The sequence below is a fragment of the Streptomyces sp. NBC_01428 genome (assembly GCF_036231965.1).
Lineage (GTDB): Bacteria > Actinomycetota > Actinomycetes > Streptomycetales > Streptomycetaceae > Streptomyces.
The window spans coordinates 4400921-4424511 of record NZ_CP109499.1 but is presented as its reverse complement, the minus strand read 5'-3'; the positions used below and the strand labels follow the sequence as shown (position 1 = coordinate 4424511).

The 23591-nt window shown below is 71.5% G+C and carries 14 protein-coding genes and 1 tRNA gene; 10 read left to right on the top strand and 5 right to left on the bottom strand.

The genetic code is table 11. The features are described from left to right. Positions 1-20 precede the first annotated feature (20 nt). The 8 genes from OG406_RS19135 (at position 21) to OG406_RS19100 (ending at position 13295) form a co-directional block, all read left to right on the top strand. Positions 21-611 carry a small secreted protein gene (locus tag OG406_RS19135; protein ID WP_164372880.1) on the top strand — a complete coding sequence of 197 codons (591 nt, stop codon included), beginning with the start codon at positions 21-23 and terminating at the stop codon, positions 609-611. 269 nt (positions 612-880) lie between these two features. Next, positions 881-2410, top strand: a complete 1530-nt coding sequence (locus OG406_RS19130) for a DUF7059 domain-containing protein (protein WP_404126507.1) — start codon at positions 881-883, stop codon at positions 2408-2410. 421 nt (positions 2411-2831) lie between these two features. Next, positions 2832-3029 (top strand): hypothetical protein, encoded by a 198-nt coding sequence (locus OG406_RS19125; RefSeq protein WP_164372882.1) that lies wholly within the window; start codon positions 2832-2834, stop codon positions 3027-3029. 271 nt (positions 3030-3300) lie between these two features. Next, positions 3301-6114 carry a type I DNA topoisomerase gene (topA, locus tag OG406_RS19120; RefSeq protein WP_164372883.1) on the top strand — a complete coding sequence of 938 codons (2814 nt, stop codon included), beginning with the start codon at positions 3301-3303 and terminating at the stop codon, positions 6112-6114. Positions 6115-6409: 295 nt separating this feature from the next. Beyond that, a complete protein-coding gene (gene tmk, locus OG406_RS19115; protein ID WP_329186835.1) occupies positions 6410-9793 on the top strand; it encodes a dTMP kinase in 3384 nt (1127 codons plus the stop codon). A gap of 261 nt (positions 9794-10054) precedes the next feature. Beyond that, positions 10055-11260: a DNA polymerase III subunit delta' gene (locus tag OG406_RS19110; RefSeq protein ID WP_164372885.1), complete on the top strand. Its 1206-nt coding sequence runs from the start codon at positions 10055-10057 to the stop codon at positions 11258-11260. A gap of 270 nt (positions 11261-11530) precedes the next feature. Continuing rightward, positions 11531-13114, top strand: coding sequence for an alpha/beta hydrolase (locus tag OG406_RS19105; RefSeq protein WP_329186833.1), 1584 nt, complete (start codon positions 11531-11533; stop codon positions 13112-13114). Positions 13115-13221: 107 nt separating this feature from the next. Next, positions 13222-13295, top strand: a tRNA-Thr gene (locus OG406_RS19100). 63 nt (positions 13296-13358) lie between these two features. On the opposite strand, the gene OG406_RS19095 is transcribed toward OG406_RS19100, so the two are convergent. Beyond that, on the bottom strand, positions 13359-14822 hold the full coding sequence (locus OG406_RS19095; protein WP_329186831.1) for a DHA2 family efflux MFS transporter permease subunit: 1464 nt from the start codon (positions 14820-14822) through the stop codon (positions 13359-13361). A 94-nt stretch (positions 14823-14916) separates the two neighbouring features. Here OG406_RS19095 and OG406_RS19090 point away from each other — a divergent pair, with 94 nt between their 5' ends. Then, entirely contained in the window at positions 14917-15666 is a 750-nt protein-coding gene (locus OG406_RS19090; protein WP_329186829.1) for a TetR/AcrR family transcriptional regulator, read from the top strand. 43 nt (positions 15667-15709) lie between these two features. Here OG406_RS19090 and OG406_RS19085 read toward each other — a convergent pair whose 3' ends face one another. The 4 genes from OG406_RS19085 to OG406_RS19070 all read right to left on the bottom strand — a co-directional run bounded on the left by OG406_RS19085 (position 15710) and on the right by OG406_RS19070 (position 21401). Then, positions 15710-17272, bottom strand: a complete 1563-nt coding sequence (locus OG406_RS19085; RefSeq protein WP_329186828.1) for an APC family permease — start codon at positions 17270-17272, stop codon at positions 15710-15712. Positions 17273-17392: 120 nt separating this feature from the next. After that, complete coding sequence (locus OG406_RS19080; RefSeq protein WP_267051447.1) at positions 17393-18391, bottom strand: MBL fold metallo-hydrolase; 999 nt, start codon at positions 18389-18391, stop codon at positions 17393-17395. A gap of 234 nt (positions 18392-18625) precedes the next feature. Beyond that, positions 18626-19435, bottom strand: coding sequence for an AfsR/SARP family transcriptional regulator (locus OG406_RS19075; protein ID WP_164372890.1), 810 nt, complete (start codon positions 19433-19435; stop codon positions 18626-18628). Positions 19436-19754: 319 nt separating this feature from the next. Continuing rightward, positions 19755-21401: a penicillin-binding transpeptidase domain-containing protein gene (locus OG406_RS19070; protein WP_443067088.1), complete on the bottom strand. Its 1647-nt coding sequence runs from the start codon at positions 21399-21401 to the stop codon at positions 19755-19757. Between the two features lie 466 nt (positions 21402-21867). On the opposite strand from OG406_RS19070, the gene OG406_RS19065 reads away from it, so the two are divergent. After that, positions 21868-23589: a thiamine pyrophosphate-binding protein gene (locus OG406_RS19065; RefSeq protein ID WP_329186823.1), complete on the top strand. Its 1722-nt coding sequence runs from the start codon at positions 21868-21870 to the stop codon at positions 23587-23589. Positions 23590-23591 lie beyond the last annotated feature (2 nt).

Sequence of the window (23591 nt, the reverse complement as noted above, 5' to 3'; positions counted from 1 at the left end):
ATGTTCCGGGGCCGAGAGCCATGGAAGGGACCAAACCGGTGAACAAGAAGCTCGCGGCCGCACTGTCCGGCGGTGCGGTACTGGTACTCGCGCTGTCCGGATGCAGCAGCGACGACGGCAACGACAAGCTGGACTCCTGGGCCAAGCAGGTCTGTGACGCGGTGAAGCCGCAGGCGCAGAAGATCGAGGACGCGAACGCCGCGATCCAGAAGCAGACCTCGGACAACAGCACGCCGGAAGCCGTCCAGAAGACGGACGCAAAGGCCTTCCAGGACATGTCCGACGCCTACGAGGCGATCGGCACCGCCGTCGACAACGCGGGGCCTCCGGACGTCGACGACGGCAAGACGAAGCAGACCAACGCGGTCAAGGAGCTCAAGGGCATCTCCGCGTCGTACGCCGACCTCAAGAAGCAGGTCGACAAGCTCAACACCAAGGACCAGGCCAAGTTCGCCGACGGTCTCAAGGACGTGGCCACCCAGCTCGACAAGCTGAGCCAGAGCGGGAACGACGCGCTGAAGAAGCTGGAGGAGGGCGACGTGGGCAAGGCGATGTCGCAGCAGGAGAGCTGCAAGACCGCCTCGGGGAGCCCGGCGGCCACCCAGGGCTGAGCCGCTCGCGGTCGGCCCGGCGGGCGTCGGAGTCCCCGGAAGCCGCCGGGGCCGACCCCGACCGCCCCACACGGCCGACCGGCAGGGCGCAAGCCTTCCGCGCGCGACACCACGCCGAGAGCCCGATGCTCTCGGCGTGCCGCGTTCGACGAGGCCCAAGGCGCCCTGGCGGCGTGGGCGCCTTGGGCAGAGGGCTCGGCGTGGTTGTCCACAGGCGCGGGCAGAGCTCTGTCCACAGGTGTGGGTGCCCGCGGACGACAGCGGACACAATGGGAGGCGTGAGTCACAGCAGCCTGTCACCCTTGCCCTCGTCCGACCGTGCCGACGTCGCCGCCCGGCTCCGGAGCGCCCTGCTCGGCGCCTCCTTCACCGCCGACGGACTCCTCGACCTGCTCGGCGCCCCCGCCTACGCGGCGCTGGCACGCAGCGAGACCGTTCCCGCCCTCCGGGCGACCCGGGGCGACACACCGCTGGAGACCCTCGTCCGGCTCTTCCTGCTCCAGCAGCCCGTGCCCCGCGCGCGGGTGGCCGACGTGCTGCCCGTCGAGGACGCGCTGGAGAGCGGCTGGCTGACCCCGGCCGGCGAGGACGAGGTGGCGGCGACCGTCGACATCCGCCCGTACGGCGGGCTCGACGGCGAGGACTGGTTCATCGTGTCCGACCTCGGGTGCGCCGTCGGCGGCGCCGGTGGCATCGGCAGCCGGGAGGAAGGTGTCGTCCTCGGTGTGGGCGGCGCGTCCACGACGCTGGCCGGCATCACCGTCCGCACGCCCGTCGACTCCGCGCTCGACCTCGGCACCGGCTCCGGGATCCAGGCCCTGCACGTCGCGCAGCACGCCACGCGCGTGACGGCGACCGACCTGAACCCCCGTGCCCTGCACATCACCGCGCTGACCCTGGCCCTCTCCGGCGCTCCCGCCGCCGATCTGCGCGAGGGCTCCCTCTTCGAGCCGCTCCACGCCGACGAGACGTACGACCTGATCGTGTCGAACCCGCCCTTCGTCATCTCGCCCGCCGCCCGCCTCACGTACCGCGACGGCGGCATGGCCGGGGACGATCTGTGCCGCACGCTCGTTCAGGAGTCGGGGAACCGGCTGAACGAAGGGGGGTACGCCCAGTTCCTGGCCAACTGGCAGCACGTGGAGGGTGAGGACTGGCAGGACCGGCTGCGCTCCTGGGTGCCGCGTGGCTGTGACGCGTGGATCGTCCAGCGGGAGGTCCAGGACGTCACGCAGTACGCGGAGTTGTGGCTGCGCGACGCCGGAGACCACCGCTCCGACCCGGCGGAGTACCAGGCGCTCTACGACGCGTGGCTCGACGAGTTCGAGGCACGCAAGGTGAAGGCCGTCGGCTTCGGCTGGATCACCCTGCGCAGGACGTCCGCCGCCGAGCCGTCGATCACCGTCGAGGAGTGGCCGCACTCGGTGGAGCAGCCGCTCGGTGAGACCGTGCGCGCCCACTTCGACCGGGTCGACTACCTGCGGGCGCACGACGACGCGGGCCTGCTCGCCGGGCACTTCCGGCTCGTGACGGAAATCGTGCAGGAGCAGGTCGGCCTGCCCGGCGCCGAGGACCCGGAGCATGTGGTGCTGCGTCAGCACCGCGGGATGCGCAGAGCCACCAAGGTGGACACGGTCGGCGCGGGCTTCGCCGGGGTGTGCGACGGCACGCTGAGCGCCGGGCGGATCCTCGACGCCATCGCCCAACTGGTCGGCGAGGATCCGGTGTTGCTGCGCGACCGGACGCCCGCGCAGATCCGGCTCCTGGTGGAGCAGGGGTTCCTGGAGCCGGCGGAGTAGCGGGGGAGGCGGAGCCGGCGAACGGCCCGGAGCGGGCTGGCGCGGCTCGGCGGCGCCTCGGGCCGGCGCGGCCGGACGGCGCCCCGGCCCGGCGCGGCCGGACGGCGCCTTGCCCGGGACGCGGAACCGGCCAACCTCGACCGGGCCGGGGGGTGCGGGTTGGGGCCGCCCAGCGGTGTCGGTCGGCTGTTCGGCCGGTCGCCGCGATGGGCACGGCCTGCACCGGGCGAGGACGGTGGGGGCCACGCCCGGCATGCGGAGGCCCGGTCGAGGCCCGCACGGGGCGCGGGCGAGGCTCGGTACGGTCCGGGTCGAGGCCCGGCGCGGGCGGCGGTCGCCGTGCGTTCACCGTGGGTTCGCGTCGGTGTCGCCGGGACGTGTCAGCCTCCCGAGTCCGGGCTCGGGGCGGAAGGGCAGATCCATGGAAAGCGGACCGACGATCTTCACAGGGGTGGTGTTCGCACTGTTCGGGGGCGGGCTGCTGGCCTGGACCGGGATCCGGCTGCGGCAGGGCGAGCCGGTGGCCCACGGTGTGAACCGCGTCGCATCGGTGACCCTCGCGACACTCGCCGGAGCGGTGGCGCTCCTGGTCGGAATGTGGTGCTTCACCCGACTCTGAGTGAATCCCTCACGCGCGAGGGACAACGCGCGTGAGGGGCATGACTTCGGTAACTGGGAAGTTACGCTCCGGATGGTCCCGAAAGAGCTGGTCGGCACTCCGGGCGGCAGGAATGGCGGTAGTCGGGTTACCGTTCGAGTGGCCGTTGCGGGCTTTTCCCGTTTGACACGGGGGCGGGATGTACCGTCACACTCCGCAGCGTCAGCATGACCCGACCCCTCGGGAGCCGAGCCCCCGGGGAGCACCGCGTCGACCGGAGAGAAGAGCGAAGTTGTCCCCGACCAGCGACACCGCACACGGCGGCCGCCGACTCGTCATCGTCGAGTCGCCTGCCAAGGCGAAGACGATCAAGGGCTATCTGGGCCCCGGCTATGTCGTCGAAGCGAGCGTCGGGCACATCCGTGACCTCCCCAACGGCGCCGCGGAGGTGCCCGAGAAGTACACGGGTGAGGTCCGCCGCCTCGGCGTCGACGTAGAGAACGACTTCCAGCCGATCTACGTGGTCAACGCCGACAAGAAGGCCCAGGTCAAGAAGCTCAAGGACCTGCTGAAGGACTCCGACGAGCTCTTCCTCGCCACCGATGAGGACCGCGAGGGCGAAGCCATCGCGTGGCACCTCCTGGAGGTCCTGAAGCCCAAGGTTCCCGTCCACCGGATGGTCTTCCACGAGATCACCAAGGACGCGATCCGCAGCGCCGTCGCCAACCCGCGCGAGCTCAACAAGCGCATGGTCGACGCCCAGGAGACCCGGCGCATCCTCGACCGCCTCTACGGCTACGAGGTCTCGCCGGTCCTGTGGAAGAAGGTCATGCCGCGCCTGTCGGCGGGCCGTGTGCAGTCCGTGGCGACCCGGCTCGTCGTCGAGCGGGAGCGCGAGCGCATCGCCTTCCGTTCCGCCGAGTACTGGGACCTGACCGGTACCTTCGGCACCGGCCGCGCCGGGGACGCGAGCGACCCGTCCAACCTGGTCGCCCGTCTGACCGCGGTCGACGGCAAGCGCGTCGCCCAGGGCCGCGACTTCGACTCGCTCGGCCAGATCAAGGGCGCGAACACGCTCCACCTGGACGAGACGAACGCCCGCGCGCTCGCCGCGGCCCTCCAGGACACGAACTTCGCGGTCCGCTCGGTCGAGTCCAAGCCGTACCGCCGCTCGCCCTACGCGCCGTTCCGTACGACCACGCTCCAGCAGGAGGCCTCGCGCAAGCTGGGCTTCGGTGCGAAGGCGACCATGCAGGTGGCCCAGAAGCTGTACGAGAACGGCTTCATCACCTATATGCGTACGGACTCCACGACCCTGTCCGACACCGCGATCGGCGCCGCCCGCGCCCAGGTCACGCAGCTGTACGGCGCCGACTACCTGCCGGCCCAGCCGCGCACGTACGCCGGGAAGGTCAAGAACGCGCAGGAGGCGCACGAGGCGATCCGTCCCTCGGGTGATCGTTTCCGCACCCCGGCCGAGACGGGTCTCACGGGCGACCAGTTCAAGCTGTACGAGCTGATCTGGAAGCGGACCGTCGCCTCGCAGATGAAGGACGCGGTCGGCAACTCCGTCACCGTCAAGATCGCCGGCAGGTCCTCCGACGGCCGGGACGCCGAGTTCAGCGCGTCCGGCAAGACGATCACCTTCCACGGCTTCCTCAAGGCGTACGTCGAGGGCGCGGACGACCCGAACGCCGAGCTCGACGACCGTGAGCGCCGCCTCCCGCAGGTCGGCGAGGGCGACCCGCTGTCGGCCGAGGAGATCACGGTCGACGGCCACGCCACCAAGCCGCCGGCCCGTTACACCGAGGCCTCGCTGGTCAAGGAGCTCGAAGAGCGCGAGATCGGCCGCCCGTCGACGTACGCGTCGATCATCGGCACGATCCTCGACCGCGGTTACGTGTTCAAGAAGGGCACGGCCCTCGTGCCGTCCTTCCTGTCGTTCGCCGTGGTCAACCTCCTGGAGAAGCACTTCGGGCGGCTCGTCGACTACGACTTCACGGCCAAGATGGAGGACGACCTCGACCGCATCGCGCGGGGCGAGGCCAAGGCCGTGCCGTGGCTGAGGCGGTTCTACTTCGGCGAGGGCGACGCGAGTGGCGCCGCCGAGGCCGGCAACGGCGACGGCGACCACCTGGGCGGCCTCAAGGAGCTCGTCACCGACCTGGGCGCCATCGACGCCCGCGAGGTGTCGTCCTTCCCGGTCGGCAACGACGTGGTGCTCCGCGTCGGCCGCTACGGCCCGTACGTCGAGCGTGGCGAGAAGGACTCCGAGAACCACCAGCGTGCCGACGTGCCGGAGGACCTGGCACCGGACGAGCTGACCATCGAGCTCGCCGAGGAACTCCTCGCGAAGCCGAGCGGCGACTTCGAGCTGGGTGCCGACCCGCAGTCGGGCCACCAGATCATCGCCAGGGACGGCCGCTACGGCCCGTACGTCACCGAGGTGCTCCCCGAGGGCACCCCGAAGACGGGCAAGAACGCCGTGAAGCCGCGGACCGCCTCGCTGTTCAAGTCGATGGCGCTCGACACGGTGACGCTCGAGGACGCCCTCAAACTGATGTCCCTGCCGCGCGTCGTCGGCAAGGACGCCGAGGGTGTCGAGATCACCGCGCAGAATGGCCGGTACGGCCCGTACCTGAAGAAGGGCACGGACTCGCGGTCGCTCACGGCCGAGGACCAGCTCTTCACCATCACGCTGGAAGAGGCGCTGGAGATCTACTCCCAGCCCAAGCAGCGGGGCCGCGCGGCCGCCAAGCCGCCGCTCAAGGAGCTGGGCGAGGACCCGGTCAGCCAGAAGCCCGTCGTGGTCAAGGACGGCCGTTTCGGTCCGTACGTGACCGACGGCGAGACGAACGCGACCCTGCGGTCCGACGACAGCGTCGAGGAGATCACCCCGGAGCGCGGCTACGAGCTGCTCGCCGAGAAGCGCGCCAAGGGTCCGGCGAAGAAGACCGCGAAGAAGGCGCCGGCCAAGAAGGCGACCGCCAAGAAGGCACCGGCCAAGAAGACGGCCGCGAAGAAGACGACGACCGCGAAGACGGCCGCCAAGAAGGCGCCCGCCAAGACGACCGCCGCGAAGAAGACGGCGGCTTCCGAAGGCTGAGCCGGCCTCGGCCCGAAGCCGGCCAGCGCGGCCGAACTCGGCCGGGACCGGTGGAAACCAGCCGAATCCGGAAACGTCCGAAGGGTGCGGCCGACTTGGTCGGCCGACCCGGCGGGTCCGGCCGACGGAGCGACGAAGCCGGGCTCCACGGCCCGTGAACTTTCCGCGATCCGGCGGTGTTCACAGGCTTCCCACCCAGGTCAGAGCGGGTGCGCCCCCGTACCGAAAGGTCCGGGGGCGTCCGTATGTTCGGGCACCCCTTCGGGGAGTCAGTGGGTCCGGATAGGCTGGCGGGATGACGCGAGCCGAGCAGCCAACGGCCCACAATCCGGCCCCCGACGACGCCCTGGTCGCGGATTCACGCGAGCGCGCCGTGCGCGCGCTGTTGCGCCAACCGCAGTTGAAGCGGTTGTGGAGCGCGCACCTTGTGGGAGGTGTCGCGGACGCGCTCGCCCTGCTCGTCCTGGTCGTCCTCGCCCTGCAGGCGGCGATCTCCGAGGGTTCCTTCGGCGGTGGTTACCGCGGAGCGGCCCTCGCCGTGGCGGCCGTCTTCGGGGCACGCGTCCTCGCGACGCTGCTCTTCGGAGCCGTACTCCTGGGCCCCCTGACCACCCTGACCTCACCCGACGGTCTCCTCGACCGGCGCTGGACCATGCTCGGAGCGGACGGTCTGCGGGCCGGCCTCCTCATCGTCGCGCCGATGTGGATCGACTGGACCCCGGACAACGCCCTCGCCGTCCTCCTGGTCATCGCCTTCGTGGCCGGAGTCGCCGAGCGGTTCTGGTCGGTGTGCCGGGAGGGCGCGGCCCCCGCGCTGCTGCCCGCACCGCCGCTGGAGGGCGCCACGGTGCGCCCGCTGCCCGACCACATGGACGCGCTGCGGCGGCTGTCGCTGCGTACGGCGTTCGTCTCGGTGCCCGTCGCGGCCGCCACCCTGGTCGTCGTCTCCCTCGTCAGCAACCTGCTGGGCGCCGGGATCGACTGGTTCGACCAGCACCAGGCCGCCCTCGCCTCGTACGTCGCGGCCGGCCTCTTCGCGGCCTGCCTCTCCGTCGTCACCTTCCTCGAACTGCCCGACGTCCGTACTCCGCGCGCGCGGTCGCCGCTCGAAGGACTGCGCCGCCCGAAGACCGGCACCGGCGTCGACAAGGGCCGCACCGGCGCGATCCCGCTCCTGGTGCCGGCCTGTGCCGCGGTCGCCGGAGCCATTGCGGCCGCCGTCGCCGTCGCCGTCCTGGAGGCCAAGGACCTCGGCGGCGGACCGGTGACCTACGGCCTGCTCGTGCTCGCCCTGACCGGCGGTGTCGTCGCCGGTATCCGCACCGCGCCCTCGCTGCTCCCGTCGCTGTCCCGGCGCCGCCTGCTGGCCCTCGCGATCGCCTTCACCGGCGTCGCGCTGCTGGCCGCCGGACTCGTCCCGGATGTCACCACCGTGCTGCTGATCGTCGCCTTCGCCGGCGTCGGCGCGGGCGTCGCCGCCAACACCGGGCACGCCCTGCTCGACCAGGAGACCGAGGAGTTCCGGCGCGCCCGGACCACCGAGCACCTGCACGCCGTCGTGCGGCTCTTCGTGGGGGCCGGCGCGATCGTCGCGCCTCTGGTGGCCGCCGCCATCGGCCCGCACCGCCTGGAGAACGGCAAGTTCGTCTTCGCGCACGGTGGCGCCGCCTTCACCCTGATGCTGGTCGGCGCGCTGCTGCTGCCCGTCGCCGCCGTGGTGCTCGCGAAGGTCGACGACCGTTCCGGGGTGCCGCTGCGCAAGGACCTGCTGGACGCGCTGCGCGGCGGCGACGATCCGGACGAGGTGCCCACCACGAACGGCTTCTTCATCGCCCTGGAGGGCGGCGACGGAGCGGGCAAGTCCACGCAGGCGCAGGCACTCGCCGACTGGATCCGCGGCAAGGGCCACGAGGTCGTCGTCACCCGCGAACCGGGCGCCACGCCCGTCGGCAAGCGGCTGCGCTCGATCCTTCTCGACGTGTCGTCCGCCGGACTCTCGCACCGCGCGGAGGCGCTGTTGTACGCGGCCGACCGCGCGGAGCACGTCGACACGGTGGTGCGGCCCGCGCTGGAGCGCGGCGCCGTCGTCATCTCCGACCGCTACATCGACTCCTCCGTCGCCTACCAGGGCGCGGGCCGCGACCTGTCCCCGACGGAGATCGCCCGGATCAACCGGTGGGCGACCGCCGGTCTCGTCCCGCACCTGACGGTGCTGCTGGACGTGTCGCCGGAAGCCGCCCGCGAGCGGTTCACCGAGGCGCCCGACCGTCTGGAGTCGGAGCCGCTGGAGTTCCACACGCGCGTGCGGTCCGGTTTCCTCACGCTCGCCGCCGCCGACCCGGGCCGCTACCTGGTGGTCGACGCGGCCCAGGAGCCCGAGGCCGTCACCACGGTCGTCCGGCACCGGCTCGACATGATGCTGCCCCTCTCCGAGGCCGAGGTGAAGGCCCAGGAGGAGGCGCGCAAGGCCGCCGAGGAGGAGGCCCGCCGCAAGGCCGAGGCCGAGGCAGCCCGCAAGGCCGAGGAGGAGCGCCAGGAGCGCGAGCGCCAGGAACAGCTCGCGAAGCTGCGCGCCGAGGAGGAGGAGCGCAAGCGGCGCGAGTTGGAGGAGGCGCAGCGGCGCGAGGCCGAGCGGCAGGCGGAGGAGGCCCGGCAGCGCGCCGAGGAGTCCCGCCGCCGCGCCGAGGAGGAGCGGGTCCGCAAGCTCGCGGAGGAGCAGGCCCGCGCCGCCGAGCAGGAGCGTCTGCGCCGGCAGGCCGAGGAGGAGGCACGCCTGCGTGCCGAGGCCGAGGAGCGTCGCCTGGAGAAGCAGCGCAAGGCCGAAGAGGCGCTGCTGCGGGCCGAGCAGGCCCGGCAGCTCGCCGCGGACGCGGCGGCCGCCTCGGCAGCCGCGGCGGCTTCGGCCGGTTCTGCGGCGTCGAAGACCGGAGCGGGCTTCGGGACCGGTGCGCCGGCCGGTGGCACGACCCGGAGCGGTTCCGGTGCCGACACGGGCCGGACCGACGAGGCCGCGAACGCGTCGGCGTCCGGGTCCGGGCAGACCGCCCCCAGGTCCTCGCGCACCGCACCGGCTCCGGTGCCCGACAACGAGACGACGGTGCCCACGCCCGTCGTGCCCGACCCGTCTGCCGCGCGGCCGACGGACGAGACGGCCGTCCTGCCCGCGGTACGACCGGACACCGACACCGGCACCGGCACCGGCACCGACCGTGGCGGCTCCGGGGCGCGCTCGACGTCCCGCAAGGAGCCGCGGCGCGACGTCGAGGAGACGGCCACGCTGCCGAAGCCGCCGACGCCGGACCGCGCGGCGGACGAGACCGCGGTACTGCCGCCCGTCACCCCGGGCGCGGCCGACGAGACAGCGGTGCTTCCTCCGGTACGGGACCAGGGTGCCGACGCCTCGGCCGACGCGCCGTCCGGTGCTCCGGCCGACCGGATGCCCCGGGGCTTCTTCCGCGACGAGCGGCCGGCGTCGACGCCGGCCCAGGAGCCCGAGAGCTCCGTCGACCGCACGCGTGAACTGCCTCAGGTGGACGAGACGGGCACCCCGCGGCGCCGGCCCCGTTCCGACTGGGCCGAGGAGACCCCGCTCGACGACCTTCCGACCCTGGCCGACGAACTTCTCGGCCCGCGCGACGAGGACGACCGGGACGAGGGACGCGGCAGGCGCCGCCGGTAGGACCGGGCAGAAGCCCTGTCGCCGGACCCTGGCCGGTGGTGGGTGCGGGAACGTACGCACCTGGAACCGGCCGGGGCCGGCGACTCAGGGGGTTTGCGGTTCTGCGTGTCCCGCGGCGGGCTACCTAGCGTTGCGTCGCGCCCGGGTGGAGTGCGGAGGCGGCGGGCTGCGGGCGCCGAGATCGGACCGCCGGGGCCGATTGTCGGTGGGGACCCGCACAATGGACGACGCACGACAAAACGCGACGGAAGGGCGGGCCCCATGCCTGTGTGGGACGACCTGGTGGGCCAGGAGAAGGTGAGCGAGCAGCTCGCCGCCGCTGCCCGGGACGCCGACGCCCTCGTCACGGCCGTCACCGCGAGGACCCCGGTCCCCGAGGCGTCCAAGATGACGCACGCCTGGCTGTTCACCGGCCCGCCCGGTTCGGGCCGTTCCACCGCGGCGCGCGCCTTCGCGGCCGCGTTGCAGTGCGTCAGCCCCGACCGCGCGCTGGGCGGAGTCCCCGGCTGCGGGTTCTGCGACGGCTGTCACACGAGCCTGGTCGGCACCCACGCCGACGTGCAGATCGTCCGCACCGACCTGCTCTCCATCGGCGTCAAGGAGACCCGCGAGCTGGTCCGCCGCGCGCAGTTGTCCCCGGCCGTCGGCCGCTGGCAGGTCATCGTGCTCGAGGACGCGGACCGCCTCACCGAGGGCGCGGGCAACGTCCTGCTGAAGGCCGTCGAGGAGCCCGCCCCGCGTACGGTCTGGCTCCTGTGCGCGCCGTCCATCGAGGACGTGCTGCCCACCATCCGCTCCCGCTGCCGGCTGCTCACCCTGCGCACCCCGCCGGTCGAGGCGGTCGCCGACATCCTCGTACGGCGTGACGGCGTCGAGCCCGAGGTGGCGGCCGTCGCCGCGCGTGCGACCCAGGGGCACATCGGGCGGGCCCGTCGCCTCGCCACCGACCCGAGCGCCCGCCAGCGCCGGGCCGCGGTCCTCAAGCTCCCGATGCGGATCGACGACGTCGGCGGTTGTCTGAAGGCGGCTCAGGAGCTGATCGACACGGCCTCGGAGGACGCGAAGCAGCTCGCCGAGGAAGTCGACGTCAAGGAGACCGAGGACCTGAAGACGGCCCTCGGCGCGGCGCAGGGCGGCCGGATGCCGCGGGGTACGGCGGGCGTCATGAAGGAGCTGGAGGACCGGCAGAAGCGCCGAAGAACGCGTACGCAGCGCGACAGCCTCGACCTGGCGCTGATCGACCTCACCATGTTCTACCGCGACGTGCTCGCGCTGCAGCTCGGCTCCCGCCTGGCCATCGCCAACGCGGAGGCGGGGGACACGCTGGAGCGGCTGGCCCGCGGCAGTTCGCCGGAGTCGACCCTGCGCCGCATCGACGCGATCGCCGCGTGCCGCGAGGCACTGGACCGCAACGTCGCCCCGCTGCTCGCGGTCGAGGCGATGACGATGGCGCTGCGGGCGGGCTGAGCCGGGTCACGCGGACGGGCCGGGTTCCCTCGGGCACCCGTTCCGCGGGCAGGGGTGCCGGCCCCGGGCGCGCCGCCGCGCCATACAGGTCTCTCCCGTACGGAGAGGCAAGCCCGGTCGCGTGACAAAGGCCCCCCCGTGACGGCGGTGGCCTTCCGTTCCGCCCGGTCACGGGGTGCCGCATCCGGTGACAGGTTGACCGAGTCACTCGTACGAGCCGCACAGGCGACTGAAGGTGATCAATTGATCGCGCACGGTTACGCTCGCGAGATGGACCTGAGGCGCACCTCCCGGCCGACCCGACCCCTCCGTGCGAGCGGCGTGCTGCTGGCCGCCGCGGCGCTGCTCATCTCCGCCTGCTCCTCCGGGAGTTCCACGGCGACGGCCGCGAAGGCGGACGCGGTGCTGACCGCGCTGCCGCGTGCCACTCCGGCGGCGCTGTCGCCGTACTACGCGCAGAAGCTGAACTGGCGCAGCTGCGGTGTCCCCGGCTTCGAGTGCGCCACGATGAAGGCGCCCCTCGACTACGCGAAGCCGGACGCCGGTGACGTGCGACTGGCGGTCTCCCGCAAGAAGGCCACGGGGCCGGGCAAGCGCATCGGCTCGCTCCTGGTCAATCCGGGCGGCCCCGGCGGCTCGGCGATCGGCTACCTCCAGTCGTACGCCGGCATCGGGTATCCGGCGGACGTCCGCGCCCGCTACGACATGGTCGCGGTCGACCCGCGCGGTGTGGCCCGCAGCGAGCCGGTCGAGTGCCTCACCGGCCCCGAGATGGACACGTACACCCAGACCGACAGCACGCCGGACGACGGCCGGGAGACGGACCAACTGGTCGCCGCATACAAGAAGTTCGCGGAGGGCTGCGGCGAGCGGTCGCCCGAACTGCTGCGGCACGTCTCCACCGTGGAGGCGGCCCGGGACATGGACATCCTCCGGGCGGTCCTCGGCGACCAGAAGCTGAACTACGTGGGGGCGTCGTACGGGACGTTCCTGGGAGCCACGTACGCGGGGCTCTACCCCGAGCGGGCGGGCCGGCTGGTGCTGGACGGAGCGCTCGACCCGTCCCTGACCGCGCGCAAGCTCAACGAGGAGCAGACGGCGGGGTTCGAGACGGCGTTCCAGTCCTTCGCGAAGGACTGCGTCCGGCACAGCGACTGCCCGCTGGGTGACGCGGGCACGGGCCCGGACGAGGTGGGCCGGAACCTGAAGGCGTTCTTCCAGCAGCTCGACAAGACGCCGATCCCGGCGGGTGACGCGGACGGCCGCAAGGTCGGCGAGGCGCTCGCCACGACCGGGGTGATCGCGGCGATGTACGACGAGTCGGCGTGGCCGCAGCTGCGGGACGCGCTCACCTCCGCGATGAAGGAGAAGGACGGCGCGGGCCTGCTCGCCCTCTCCGACAGCTACTACGAGCGGGACGCCGACGGGAAGTACGCGAACCTCATGTTCGCCAACGCCGCCGTGAACTGTCTCGACCTGCCCGCCGCCTTCTCCACGCCGGACCAGGTCGAGGAGGCGCTGCCCTCCTTCGAGAAGGCGTCCCCCGTCTTCGGTGAGGGGCTGGCCTGGGCCTCCCTGAACTGCGCCTACTGGCCCGTGAAGAACACCGGGGAACCGCACCGCATCGAGGCGAAGGGCGCCGCCCCGATCCTCGTCGTCGGCACGACCCGGGACCCGGCGACCCCGTACCCGTGGGCGAAGTCCCTCGCCTCCCAGCTCTCCTCCGCGACCCTCCTCACCTACGTCGGCGACGGGCACACCGCGTACGGCCGAGGCAGCGCCTGCATCGACTCCGCGATCGACCGCTACCTCCTCCAGGGGACCCCTCCGGAGAAGGGAAAGCGCTGCTCATAGCCCTGTTGCACCCGCACTCCCCGGGGGCCTCGGGGGGTGTGCGGAGCACCCCTCGAAACTGTGTAGACTTACCGCGTTGCTGATCGCACCATAGGTGTGGGCAGCGCGCCGCCTTAGCTCAGATGGCCAGAGCAACGCACTCGTAATGCGTAGGTCTCGGGTTCGAATCCCGAAGGCGGCTCGGAATTACCCCAGGACTCACTCGCCGTGACCTGGGGTTTTTTCATGCCCTGATGGGTGGGGTTCAGCCGTGGGCCTGTTGGGCGTGGCGGGGGAGCAGGCCGACCAGGAGCAGGGTGAGGAAGTTCAGGGCTGCCGCCGTGGCGAAGATCAGTTCCGCCGCGGAGAGGTAGGAGCTCAGGGACGGGTGGCCCACGCGGGCGAAGAAGAGGGTGCCGAGGGCGGCGACGCCCATCGCGCCCGCGAACTGCTGGACCGCGTTGAGCAGACCCGCGCCCGTGCCGACCTCCTCGGCGGTGGCGTCGCCGATGATGAAGTCGACCAGGGGCACGAAGACCAGGCCTGAGCCGAAGCCGGTGAGAAGCAGCGCGGGGGCCAGGTTCCAGACGGTGATGCCGGCGGCGAAGTGGGCGACGGACCACCACAGGGACAGCAGGCCGACGACCGCGACGGCCAGTCCGAGGTGCAGGGTCGCTCGTCCCAGCTTCTCGGCGAGCACGGCGCCCGCGAGGAGGACGGCGACGGCCGTGCCGAGGGCCCAGGGGATCAGGGTGAGACCGGTGTGCAGCGGCGTCCAGTGCAGGCCCTGTTGCAGCAGCAGGTTGATGACGAGGACGAACGCGCTGAGCGAGGCGTAGAACCCGGCGACGATCAGCAGGCCGACGACGAAACTGCGCTTGCGGAACAGCGACGGGGTGATGACCGGGTGGCGGCTGCGCCGCTGGGAGACGACGAACGCGGCGAGCAGGGCGACCGAGGCGGCCATCATGGCGTAGGTCCAGGCGGGCCAGCCGAGTTCGCGTCCCTGGATGAGCGGGACGATCAGCAGGGCCGAGGCGGCGGTGAGCAGGCCGACGCCGGTGAGGTCGAGGCGGGCGGTGGCGTCCTCGCCGCCCCGGTGGGGGAGGACCCGCCAGGCGAGGGCGCCGGCCAGGACGCCGAGCGGCACGTTGATGAGGAAGATGGAGCGCCACTGGCTGCCGAACAGGTCCAGGTGGAGCAGCCAGCCGGCCAGGATGGGCCCGCCGACCATGGTCAGGCCCATCAGCGGGCCGACGGGGGTCAGCGCCTTGCGCAGGTGCCGGGGCGGGAACACGACCTTCACGAGGGCCATGCCCTGCGGGATCATCACCGATCCGCACAGGCCCTGCAGGGTGCGGGCGACGATCAGGAAGAGCGGGTCGGGAGCGAGGCCGCAGGCCAGTGACGTCAGGGTGAAGCCGGTCATGCCGAGCAGGAAGAGGCGGCGGCGGCCGAGCACGTCCCCGAGCCGGCCCGAGGTGACGAGGCCGAGCGCGAAGGCGGCGGTGTAGGCGCTGAGCACCCACTGGACGGTGACCTGTCCGCCGCCGAGGTCGGCGTGGATGGACGGGCCGGCGAGGGTCGCGATGCTGGAGTCGATGAGGTCCATGACGTCGGCCATGACCACGACGATCAGGACGAGCCATGCGGTCCGTGACGGCGGACGGTCGGCGGGAGTGGCGGGAGGAGTGGCGGGCGCTTCGGGTGAGCGCTGGTCGGTGGACACGAACACTGTTCTACATAGGAATGGTGTTCGTGGCAAGGCGAACGGTGTTCTTGGTGACGTGGAACACTGTTCGTCGATTGGTTAGACTGCCCGCATGTCACCGACTCCGGAGCAACGCCGTGCGGCCCGGCACCAGCTCGGCACCGGCACGAGCGCTTCCACGGCCCGGCGTGGACCGTCCGGCGGGCGCAAGAAGCCGATCACGGTCGAGGCGATCATCGGCACCGCCTTCGCCATCGTCGAGGCGGAGGGGTACGACGCCCTCACGATGCGGCGGGTGGCCACCGCGCTGGAGACCGGGCCGTCGTCGCTCTACGCCCACGTGGTCAACAAGGAGGACCTGGACGAGCTGCTCATCGGCCGGCTCTGCGCCGGGATCGAGCTGCCGGAGCCGGATCCCGCGCTCTGGCGGGAGCAACTCGTCGACGTGTGCACCCAGCTGCGTGACCAGTACCTGCGGTACCCGGGCATCTCCCGCGCGGCCATCGCCGCCGCCCCGTCGAACCTGGAGACGCTGCGCGTCGGCGAGGGCATGCTCGCGCTGCTGCTCGCCGGAGGCGTCGAGCCGCAGATCGCCGCCTGGGCCCTCGACTCGTTGTCGCTGTACGTCAACGCCTACAGCCTCGAGGTCGCCCTGGTGAACAGCCGGATCGGCCGCGGTGAGGACGAGTGGGTCGTGAGCCGCGAGGAACTGCTGCGCCGGTTCGCCGCCCTGCCCGACGACACCTTCCCGCACACGAGGCGCTACGCCGCCGAACTCACCGCCGGAACGGTCCACGACCGCTTCGACTTCACCCTCCGCCTGATGATCGACGGGCTCCCGGGGGCGCGGCGCGACGCCTGAGGCGACGTACCGTCCGACGGGCGGGGTGGCGCCGGCCGGTGGCTCAGTGGCCCTCCTTGTCGTGCGCCGAGACCGGGATCGTCTCCTTGCGGAAGAAGGCCGGGCGGAACGCGCCGTACACGAGCATCAGGGCGGCGCCGACGAGCAGGGCTCCGATGCCGGTCACGAAGACGCCGCCGAGCTGCCAGTGCGGCGGGAACGGGAGGGTCCACGACGTGCTGCCGTAGTCGGCGGCGGAGTAGACGATGCAGGCGTTGATGAAGAAGTACAGCAGCATCGCGCCGCCCAGGCCCGGCATGATGCCCCGGGTCCAGAGATCGCGTGGGCTGCGGGTGAGGACTCTGCGGTAGTACCAGACACAGGCGAAGCCGGTGAGGCCGTAGTAGAAGGCGATCATCAGGCCGACGGAGCCGATGGAGTCGGCGAGGACGTTCTCGCTGACCTGCGTCAGCATCACGTAGAAGGCGATCGAGGCGATGCCCATGCCGACGGTGGACCAGGTCGGGGTGAGGAAGCGCGGGTGGATGCGCGCGAAGCGCTGCGGGATGGCCTTGAACGCGGCCATGGAGAGGGTCGTGCGGGCCGTGGGCAGGATGGTCGTCTGGGTGGAGGCCGCGGCCGAGGTGAGGACCATGACGATCAGGAGCTTGGTGGCCACCTGGCCCCAGCCCCCGGTGCCGAACACCTCCGCGCCGAGACTGGACAGCACGTCCCCCGAGTTGTCGGGATTGCCGAGGCCGATGCCCTTGTCGCCCACGCCGGCGAACGACTGCGCGGACGTCGTGACCATGAGGTAGACGAGCAGCAGGATCACGGTGGAGATGACGGCGGCGCGGCCCGGGGTGCGGTCGCGGTCGGCGGTCTCCTCGTTCACGGACACGGCGGTGTCCCAGCCCCAGTAGATGAAGACCCCGGCGAGGATGGACTTGGTCAGGTCGTCGAACGAGTTGATCTCGAAGGGGTTGAACCACGACCAGGAGACCTCGGAGGAGACGGCCGGGGCGGTGCCGCCGTAGACCTTGACCAGGGCGGTGACCGCCAGCAGCACCAGCACCACGATCTCGATGGTGAGCAGCGCCTTCTGCAGGTTCGCCGACAGCTCGATGCCGATGTAGCAGATCAGGGTCATCAGGGCGATCCACACGACGCCGACGAAGGTGACCCAGAACGTGTTCTGCGCGAGCCCGTCCGCGCCGATCAGCTGGAAGCCGTACGCGCCCGCGATCTGCGCCAGGTTGGCCATCACGATGATGTCGGCGGCGACGATGCCCCATCCGCCGAGCCAGCCGGTGCGGGGGCCGAAGGCGCGGGACGCCCAGGTGAACGTGGTGCCGCAGTCGGGGTCGGCCCGGTTCAGTTCCTTGTAGCCGTAGGCGATCAGGAACATCGGGACGAAGGCGAGCACGATGATGATGGGCGACTGGAAGCCCACGATGCCCACGATGACGCCGAGGGTCGCGGCGAGGCTGTAGGCGGGGGCGGTGGAGGCCAGCCCGATCACCGTGCTGGAGAACAGGCCCAGGGCGCCGCCCTTCAGGCCCTTGTCCGTGGCTCCCGGTCCCTGCGGGGGGAGCGGCGCGGGCGGCGGGACGGATGGTGAGCTCATGACGCCCTCCGGAACCTCGTGGCGCCCGCTGGTGCTGGACCGGGCGCCCGCTCTCCTCAGCATGGACCCGCGGGGCCCCGGGGGCGATCCGTACGGCGGACGGTTCCCGCACCGGTGGGGTCAGGCGAGCGCCGCGGTGACGTCCAGGGCCCGCAGATGCTGCGGGTTCAGGACCTGTGAGGAGGAGGCGGAGGCCGCCGTCAGCTGGTCGGCCGCCGTGGTGGGGGTGACGGCGGCGAGCTGCGAGGGGGTCCTGGAGAGGGGGGTGGTCATGTCGTCGTGGTGGTTCGGGATGAGCAGGGGCGGGTTGCCCGTCGCGGACAGCAGGCGCTCCACGTAGCGGTGGAGGGCCGAGTGGGAGGTCATGGCGATCGTCGCGATGTCGGGGCGGATGCCCGCCAGCTCGCGTTCCGCGAAGTTGCTCGCCCCCATCAGGAGGATGCTCGGGCCGCCGTCCACGGTGACCTGGTACGCCAGGGTGTCGCCTTCGACGAGGTCGCCCAGGGTGGCGGGGCGGCGGGGCGGGGCGGTCCTGGTGCCGGGGGCGAAGTAGCCGTGGTCGGCCTGCTGGCTGTGCAGGCTGCGGAACACCTCGACCGTGTAGCCGTCGAACTGGAGGTACTCGCCGCCCTTGACCGGAATCACATCCTCCATCCGGGCGTGTGGTGTACCCATCGCCGTCAGCAGATGGCCCACGGTCTCGTCGCACACCGCGCGGATGCGGTGCCTCGCCCAGGCGGGGCGGGCCAGCAGCTGCGGTACGTCCGCCACGTGGTCGAAGTGTCCGTGGCTGACGAGGATCAGCTCCGGGGCGCCGCGCAGGTGGTGGGCGGCGAGCTGTTCCACCGCCGTGCGGTCGCAGCGGAGCGGGAGGGACGGGTCCAGGTCGCCCTTCCTGTCCGCGTACGGCATCCGGCTCAGGTAGGGGTCGAAGAGGATGCTGCGGTCGCCGTCGATGACGATCTCCCAGCCGGAGACGCCCAGCCAGCGCATCCGTACGGAGGTCGCGTACGGGGCGCCGCGTCTCGCCGTCGGCGCCGCCGCGACCAGGCCGGTGGCGCCCGCCGCCGTGCCGGACACCGCCAGGACTCCCTTGAGGACCGCACGCCGGCCGGCCATGTTCTGCCCCGCTTCCTCTGACGACCGATGACCGACGACTGACGAGGGTCATGAGTCCGAGGAACGCTACGACAAGGGGTGGCGTATGGGGGGATTTTCGGTCATTGCGGCGGGGGTGTCGGGAGGGGCCGGCGGGTCCGGGGGACCCGTGATCCGGACGACACCCCCAGGTCCGGCGGGGGTTCGCTCACGCGCGCCGGGCGGCCGGGGCCGGCCGCCCGCCGGGTGCCCGGTTCACCTCACCCGGTCCCCGGAGAGCGGGATCCCGGTGGCCCGCAGGAGCTGCTCGTCCTGCTGGAGGATCGCCTGCATCAACTCCCGCAGGCGCGAGCCGGGGTTGATGCCGATCTGCTCGCGCAGGATCTCCTTGGCGCGGTGGAAGACGCGGATGGCGTCGGCCTGTCGGCCCTCGCCGTAGTACGCCTTCATCAGTCCCGCGTAGAGGTCCTCGCGCAGCGGGTCGTGGTCGACCAGCTCCGACAGCTGGGAGATCGCCTCGCCGTAGTGACCGAGCCCGACGTCGATCAGGGCGCGCAGTTCGGCGGCGGCCGTGCGCTCGCGGTCCAGGGCGTCGCCCTTCATGCGCAGCCGGCTCGACGTGACGTCCGTGAGGGCGGCGCCGCGCCACATGCCGAGCGCGCCGTCGAGGGACTCCGAGGCGCTCTTGTACTGGCCGCGGGCGTGGAGTTCACGGACGTGCCGTACGGCGTCGCGGAAGACGAACACGTCGATGCGGTCGGCGGGTACGCGTAATTCGTAGCCCAGGGTGTGCGAGGCGAGCGCGTCCCGGGTGAGGCCGGCGTCGGCCAGCGCGGTGCGGATCATCCAGGCGGAGGTCTGGAGCTGTCCGGAGACGGTCAGCGGCGGTTCGCCGTCCCAGGAGTCCTCGATGATCGCTTCCTTGGTGGTGACCTGTCCGGGCTTCAGCGCCAAGGAAGCGAGGAACCGTCGCTGCCGCTGACCCCGGATGGGTATCGGTATCCCGTTTCTCACCAGGGTCACGGGGCCGAGGAGCTGGATCGTCAGGCTGGTCCTGCTGTTCATGACGGTTCCCCTTGTTTGTGTGAATCAAGCCGTCGCCCAACAGGGGCTGAGGTGGTGACGGAACGGAGGGGAACCACCGCAGGGACCTGGAGGGTCGGTCCCGTCGGCGTTTCGTGGAGCGTGCTGGTGCGTCCCCCGTACCGTCGGCTCAAGTGCTCCGTGACGTCCGACCGCCGCCGGTCCCGGGGTGCCGGTTCCCGCCGCTCCGGTCCCGGGGTGCCGGTCCCGCTGTGCTGGTCACGGATGGGTGGATCTCTCGGTGGCGCGCGCCGGCGGAGGTTCCGCCGGCGGACGTGGGTCGGTCGGTGTCGTGCGGGGTTCAGCCGAGGTTCTTCAGGAACTTGGCCGCGATGGGGCCGGCGTCCGAGCCACCGGAACCGCCGTCCTCCAGGAGGACCGACCAGGCGAGTTCCCGGTCGCCCTGGTAGCCGATCATCCAGGCGTGGGTGCGGGGCGGGCTGTCGTTGCCGAACTCGGCGGTGCCCGTCTTGGCGTGCGGCTCGCCGGGGAGGCTCTTGAGGGCCCAGCCGGCTCCGTCGGTGACGGTGGCGCGCATCATGTCGCGCAGGCTGCCGACCACGCCCGGTTCCAGCCGGGCGGGGGCCTCATAGCGTTTCTTCACCGCGTCGGGCACCAGGACGGGCTGCTTGAAGGCGCCCTCCTTGACCGTGGCCGCGATGGAGGCCATGACGAGCGGCGAGGCCTGGGTCCTGGCCTGGCCGATGGTGGAGGCCGCCTTGTCGTTGTCGCCGTCCGCCACCGGGACGCTGCCGTCGTACGTGGCGGTGCCCGCGTCCCAGGTGCCGCCGATCCCGAAGGCCTCGGCGGTGTCGTGCAGCGCCGCGTCGGACAGCTTGTCCCGGGCCCCGACGAAGAAGGTGTTGCAGGAGTGGGCGAACGCGTCCTTGAACGTCGAGCCTGCGGGCAGCACGAACTGGTCCTGGTTCTCGAAGCGCTGGCCGTCGACGTAGGCGAACTTGGGGCAGTCGGCCTTGTCGGAGGGCCGCATCCCCTGCTTCAGGAGGGCGGCGGAGGTGACGACCTTGAAGGTGGAGCCGGGCGGATAGCGGCCCTCCAGGGCGCGGTTCATGCCGGAGGGCATGTTGGCCGCGGCGAGGATGTCGCCGGTGCTCGGGTCGACGGCGACGAGGGCGGCGTTCTTCTTGACGCCGTCGAGCGCCGCCGCGGCGGCCTCCTGCACCTTCGGGTCGATGGTCGTCCGCACCGCCTTGCCCGCGTCCTTGCCGGAGCCGGTGAGCCGCTTCACGACGCGGCCGCTCTCGCGTTCCACGACGACGACGGACCGGGCCGCGCCACCGCCTCCGGTGAGCTGCTTGTCGTAGCGGGCCTGGAGCCCGGAGACGCCCTTTCCGGTCTTCGGGTCGACGGCGCCGGCGAGGGACGCCGACTGCAGTTCGTCGCCGTTGCGGTCGAGGATCTCCGCGCGTTCCCGGGACTTCAGCGCGAGCGTCTGACCCGGAACCATGTCCGGGTGAATGAGGGGGGTGTGGAATTCGACCGTCCAGTCGCCGCTCTTCCGGATGAGCTCGGCCTTCGAGTGGTACGTGTATTCCCCGGCGCCCGAAAGCGTCATCCTGACGGTGAACGGAATCTCGACTTCCCCTTCCGCTTTCCGTTTTCCGGTGCCCGCGGTGATCTCCGTCCGCGACGGGTCCAGGTTCGTCATGACGGACTTGATCAACGACGTGGCGTTCTCGGGGGTGTCCGTCAGCCGGCCCGCCCGCTGGGCGTCGCCCGACGCCCACGCGGTCAGGAACGTGTCGAGCTGTCCGGTGGCGGCGGCTACCTGTGGATCGTCCGCGTCGTCCCCGGCCAGGGCCTTGTAGGCCCAGTAGCCGATTCCGGCGGTCGCCGCAAGTGCCACAAACGTTGATACGACGACGCGACGGCGCGACCTGCGCCTGTCGTACCGCGGGTGGTCAACATAGCCATCCGAACGAATCATGTGGCGCAGATTAATCGCCCGCCTCTCTCCGGTCTCTCCCCGGACGCACGGTTCAAGACAAGGCAAAGGAGAAAGAAATCATGGACGGGTGGTGGCGGGTATCTGACCCCTCCGCTTCGTCGTCGTGGGGGCCCGGCCGAATACGCCCGGGTGGCCTGGCCGGGAATGAGCGCTCATTCGCCTTTAGTGGTCTAGACCTCAGAAGGAAAGGCCGCTCGGTGGACCCGTGTCGGGATCAACAGTGGCCTGAACTCATCAGGCGCAGGGTTCACCGGCACGCGATATCGGACGGACTCTGTCCGATTTGAAGAGAGTCGAATCGGAATCCATCGTTCCGCCCGGTCTCCGGCCTCTCTCCGCGCACTCCCCGGCGCGCTCTCCGATATGCCGGAGAGAGGCTGCGAAGAGGGGCTCTGGTCAGGGTGGCCGCGACGTGTTCACCGCTGACCGAGTCTGGAGACCATCCATGTCCCGTGTATCGACCGGCCCCAGCAGCAAGCCGACCGCAGCGCACGCGCTCCTCGCGCGACTGCGGGACCACGGCGTGGAGAAGGTGTTCGGCGTGGTCGGCCGGGAGGCCGCCTCGATCCTCTTCGACGAGGTCGAGGGGATCGACTTCGTCCTCACCCGGCACGAGTTCACCGCCGGCGTCGCCGCCGACGTGCTCGCCCGCATCACCGGACGCCCGCAGGCCTGCTGGGCCACGCTCGGCCCCGGCATGACCAACCTCTCCACCGGCATCGCCACCTCGGTCCTGGACCGGTCGCCGGTCATCGCGCTGGCCGCCCAGTCGGAGTCGCACGACATCTTCCCCAACGACACGCACCAGTGCCTGGACTCCGTGTCGATCATCGCGCCGATGTCCAAGTACGCGGTGGAGCTGGAGCGTCCGCACGAGATCACCGACCTGGTCGACTCCGCGGTGACCGCCGCCATGACCGAACCGGTCGGCCCCAGCTTCATCTCGCTGCCGGTCGACCTGCTCGGCTCCTCCGAGGGCATCGACGCCGAGGCGGAGCGGCCGCCGGCGCGGACCCCCGGCAAGCCGATCGGCGCCGTGCAGGACGGCTGGGAGCAGGCCGCCGACGAGGCCGCCGAGCTGCTGAAGACCGCCCAACACCCCGTCCTGGTCGTCGGCGCCGCCGCGATCCGCTCCGGCGCGGTGCCGGCCGTCCGCGCGCTGGCCGAGCGACTGAACGTGCCGGTCATCACGACGTACATCGCCAAGGGCGTCCTGCCGCACGGACACGAGCTGAACTACGGCGCGGTCACCGGCTACATGGACGGCATCCTGGACTTCCCCGCGCTGGAGACCCTGTTCGGCCCCGCCGACCTCATCCTGACCGTCGGCTACGACTACGCCGAGGACCTGCGGCCCTCGATGTGGCAGAAGGGCGCCGAGAAGAAGACCGTCCGCGTCTCGCCGACCGCCAACCCGATCCCGCGCGTCTACCGGCCCACCGTCGACGTCGTCACCGACGTCCTCGCCTTCGTCGAGCACCTCGACGCCGCCACCGTCTCCCTCGAGGCCAAGGAGCGGCACGACATCGAGCCGCTGCGCGCCCGCGTCGCCGAGTTCCTCGCGGACCCGACGGCCTACGAGGACGGCATGCGCGTCCACCAGGTCATCGACTCCATGAACACCGTCATGGAGGAGGTCGCCGAGTCCGGCGAGGGCACGATCGTCTCGGACATCGGCTTCTTCCGGCACTACGGCGTCCTGTTCGCCCGCGCCGACCAGCCCTTCGGCTTCCTCACCTCGGCCGGCTGCTCCAGCTTCGGCTACGGCATACCCGCCGCCATGGGCGCCCAGCTCGCGCGCCCCGGCCAGCCCACCTTCCTCATCGCGGGCGACGGCGGCTTCCACTCCAACAGCGCCGACCTGGAGACCATCGCCCGCCTCAACCTCCCGATCGTGACCGTCGTCGTGAACAACGACACCAACGGGCTGATCGAGCTCTACCAGAACCTCGGACACCGTCGCAGCCACGACCCGGCGGTCAAGTTCACCGGCGTCGACTTCGTCGCGCTCGCCGAGGCCAACGGCGTCGAGGCGACCAAGGCGGGCGACCGGCAGGAGCTGCTCGCCGCGCTGCGCAAGGGTGCCGAGCTGGGCCGCCCGTTCCTGATCGAGGTCCCGATCAACTACGACTTCCAGCCCGGTGGTTTCGGGGCGCTGAGCATCTGATC

What these genes read in the sequence shown, in the direction of transcription:
- OG406_RS19135 (WP_164372880.1), top strand. Translation starts at nt 21, where the DNA reads ATGGAAGGGACCAAACCGGTGAACAAGAAGCTCGCGGCCGCACTGTCC.
- OG406_RS19130 (WP_404126507.1), top strand. Translation starts at nt 881, where the DNA reads ATGGGAGGCGTGAGTCACAGCAGCCTGTCACCCTTGCCCTCGTCCGAC.
- OG406_RS19125 (WP_164372882.1), top strand. Translation starts at nt 2,832, where the DNA reads ATGGAAAGCGGACCGACGATCTTCACAGGGGTGGTGTTCGCACTGTTC.
- tmk (WP_329186835.1), top strand. Translation starts at nt 6,410, where the DNA reads ATGACGCGAGCCGAGCAGCCAACGGCCCACAATCCGGCCCCCGACGAC.
- OG406_RS19110 (WP_164372885.1), top strand. Translation starts at nt 10,055, where the DNA reads ATGCCTGTGTGGGACGACCTGGTGGGCCAGGAGAAGGTGAGCGAGCAG.
- OG406_RS19105 (WP_329186833.1), top strand. Translation starts at nt 11,531, where the DNA reads ATGGACCTGAGGCGCACCTCCCGGCCGACCCGACCCCTCCGTGCGAGC.
- OG406_RS19090 (WP_329186829.1), top strand. Translation starts at nt 14,917, where the DNA reads ATGTCACCGACTCCGGAGCAACGCCGTGCGGCCCGGCACCAGCTCGGC.
- OG406_RS19085 (WP_329186828.1), bottom strand. Translation starts at nt 17,272, where the DNA reads ATGAGCTCACCATCCGTCCCGCCGCCCGCGCCGCTCCCCCCGCAGGGA.
- OG406_RS19080 (WP_267051447.1), bottom strand. Translation starts at nt 18,391, where the DNA reads ATGGCCGGCCGGCGTGCGGTCCTCAAGGGAGTCCTGGCGGTGTCCGGC.
- OG406_RS19075 (WP_164372890.1), bottom strand. Translation starts at nt 19,435, where the DNA reads ATGAACAGCAGGACCAGCCTGACGATCCAGCTCCTCGGCCCCGTGACC.
- OG406_RS19070 (WP_443067088.1), bottom strand. Translation starts at nt 21,401, where the DNA reads ATGATTCGTTCGGATGGCTATGTTGACCACCCGCGGTACGACAGGCGC.
- OG406_RS19065 (WP_329186823.1), top strand. Translation starts at nt 21,868, where the DNA reads ATGTCCCGTGTATCGACCGGCCCCAGCAGCAAGCCGACCGCAGCGCAC.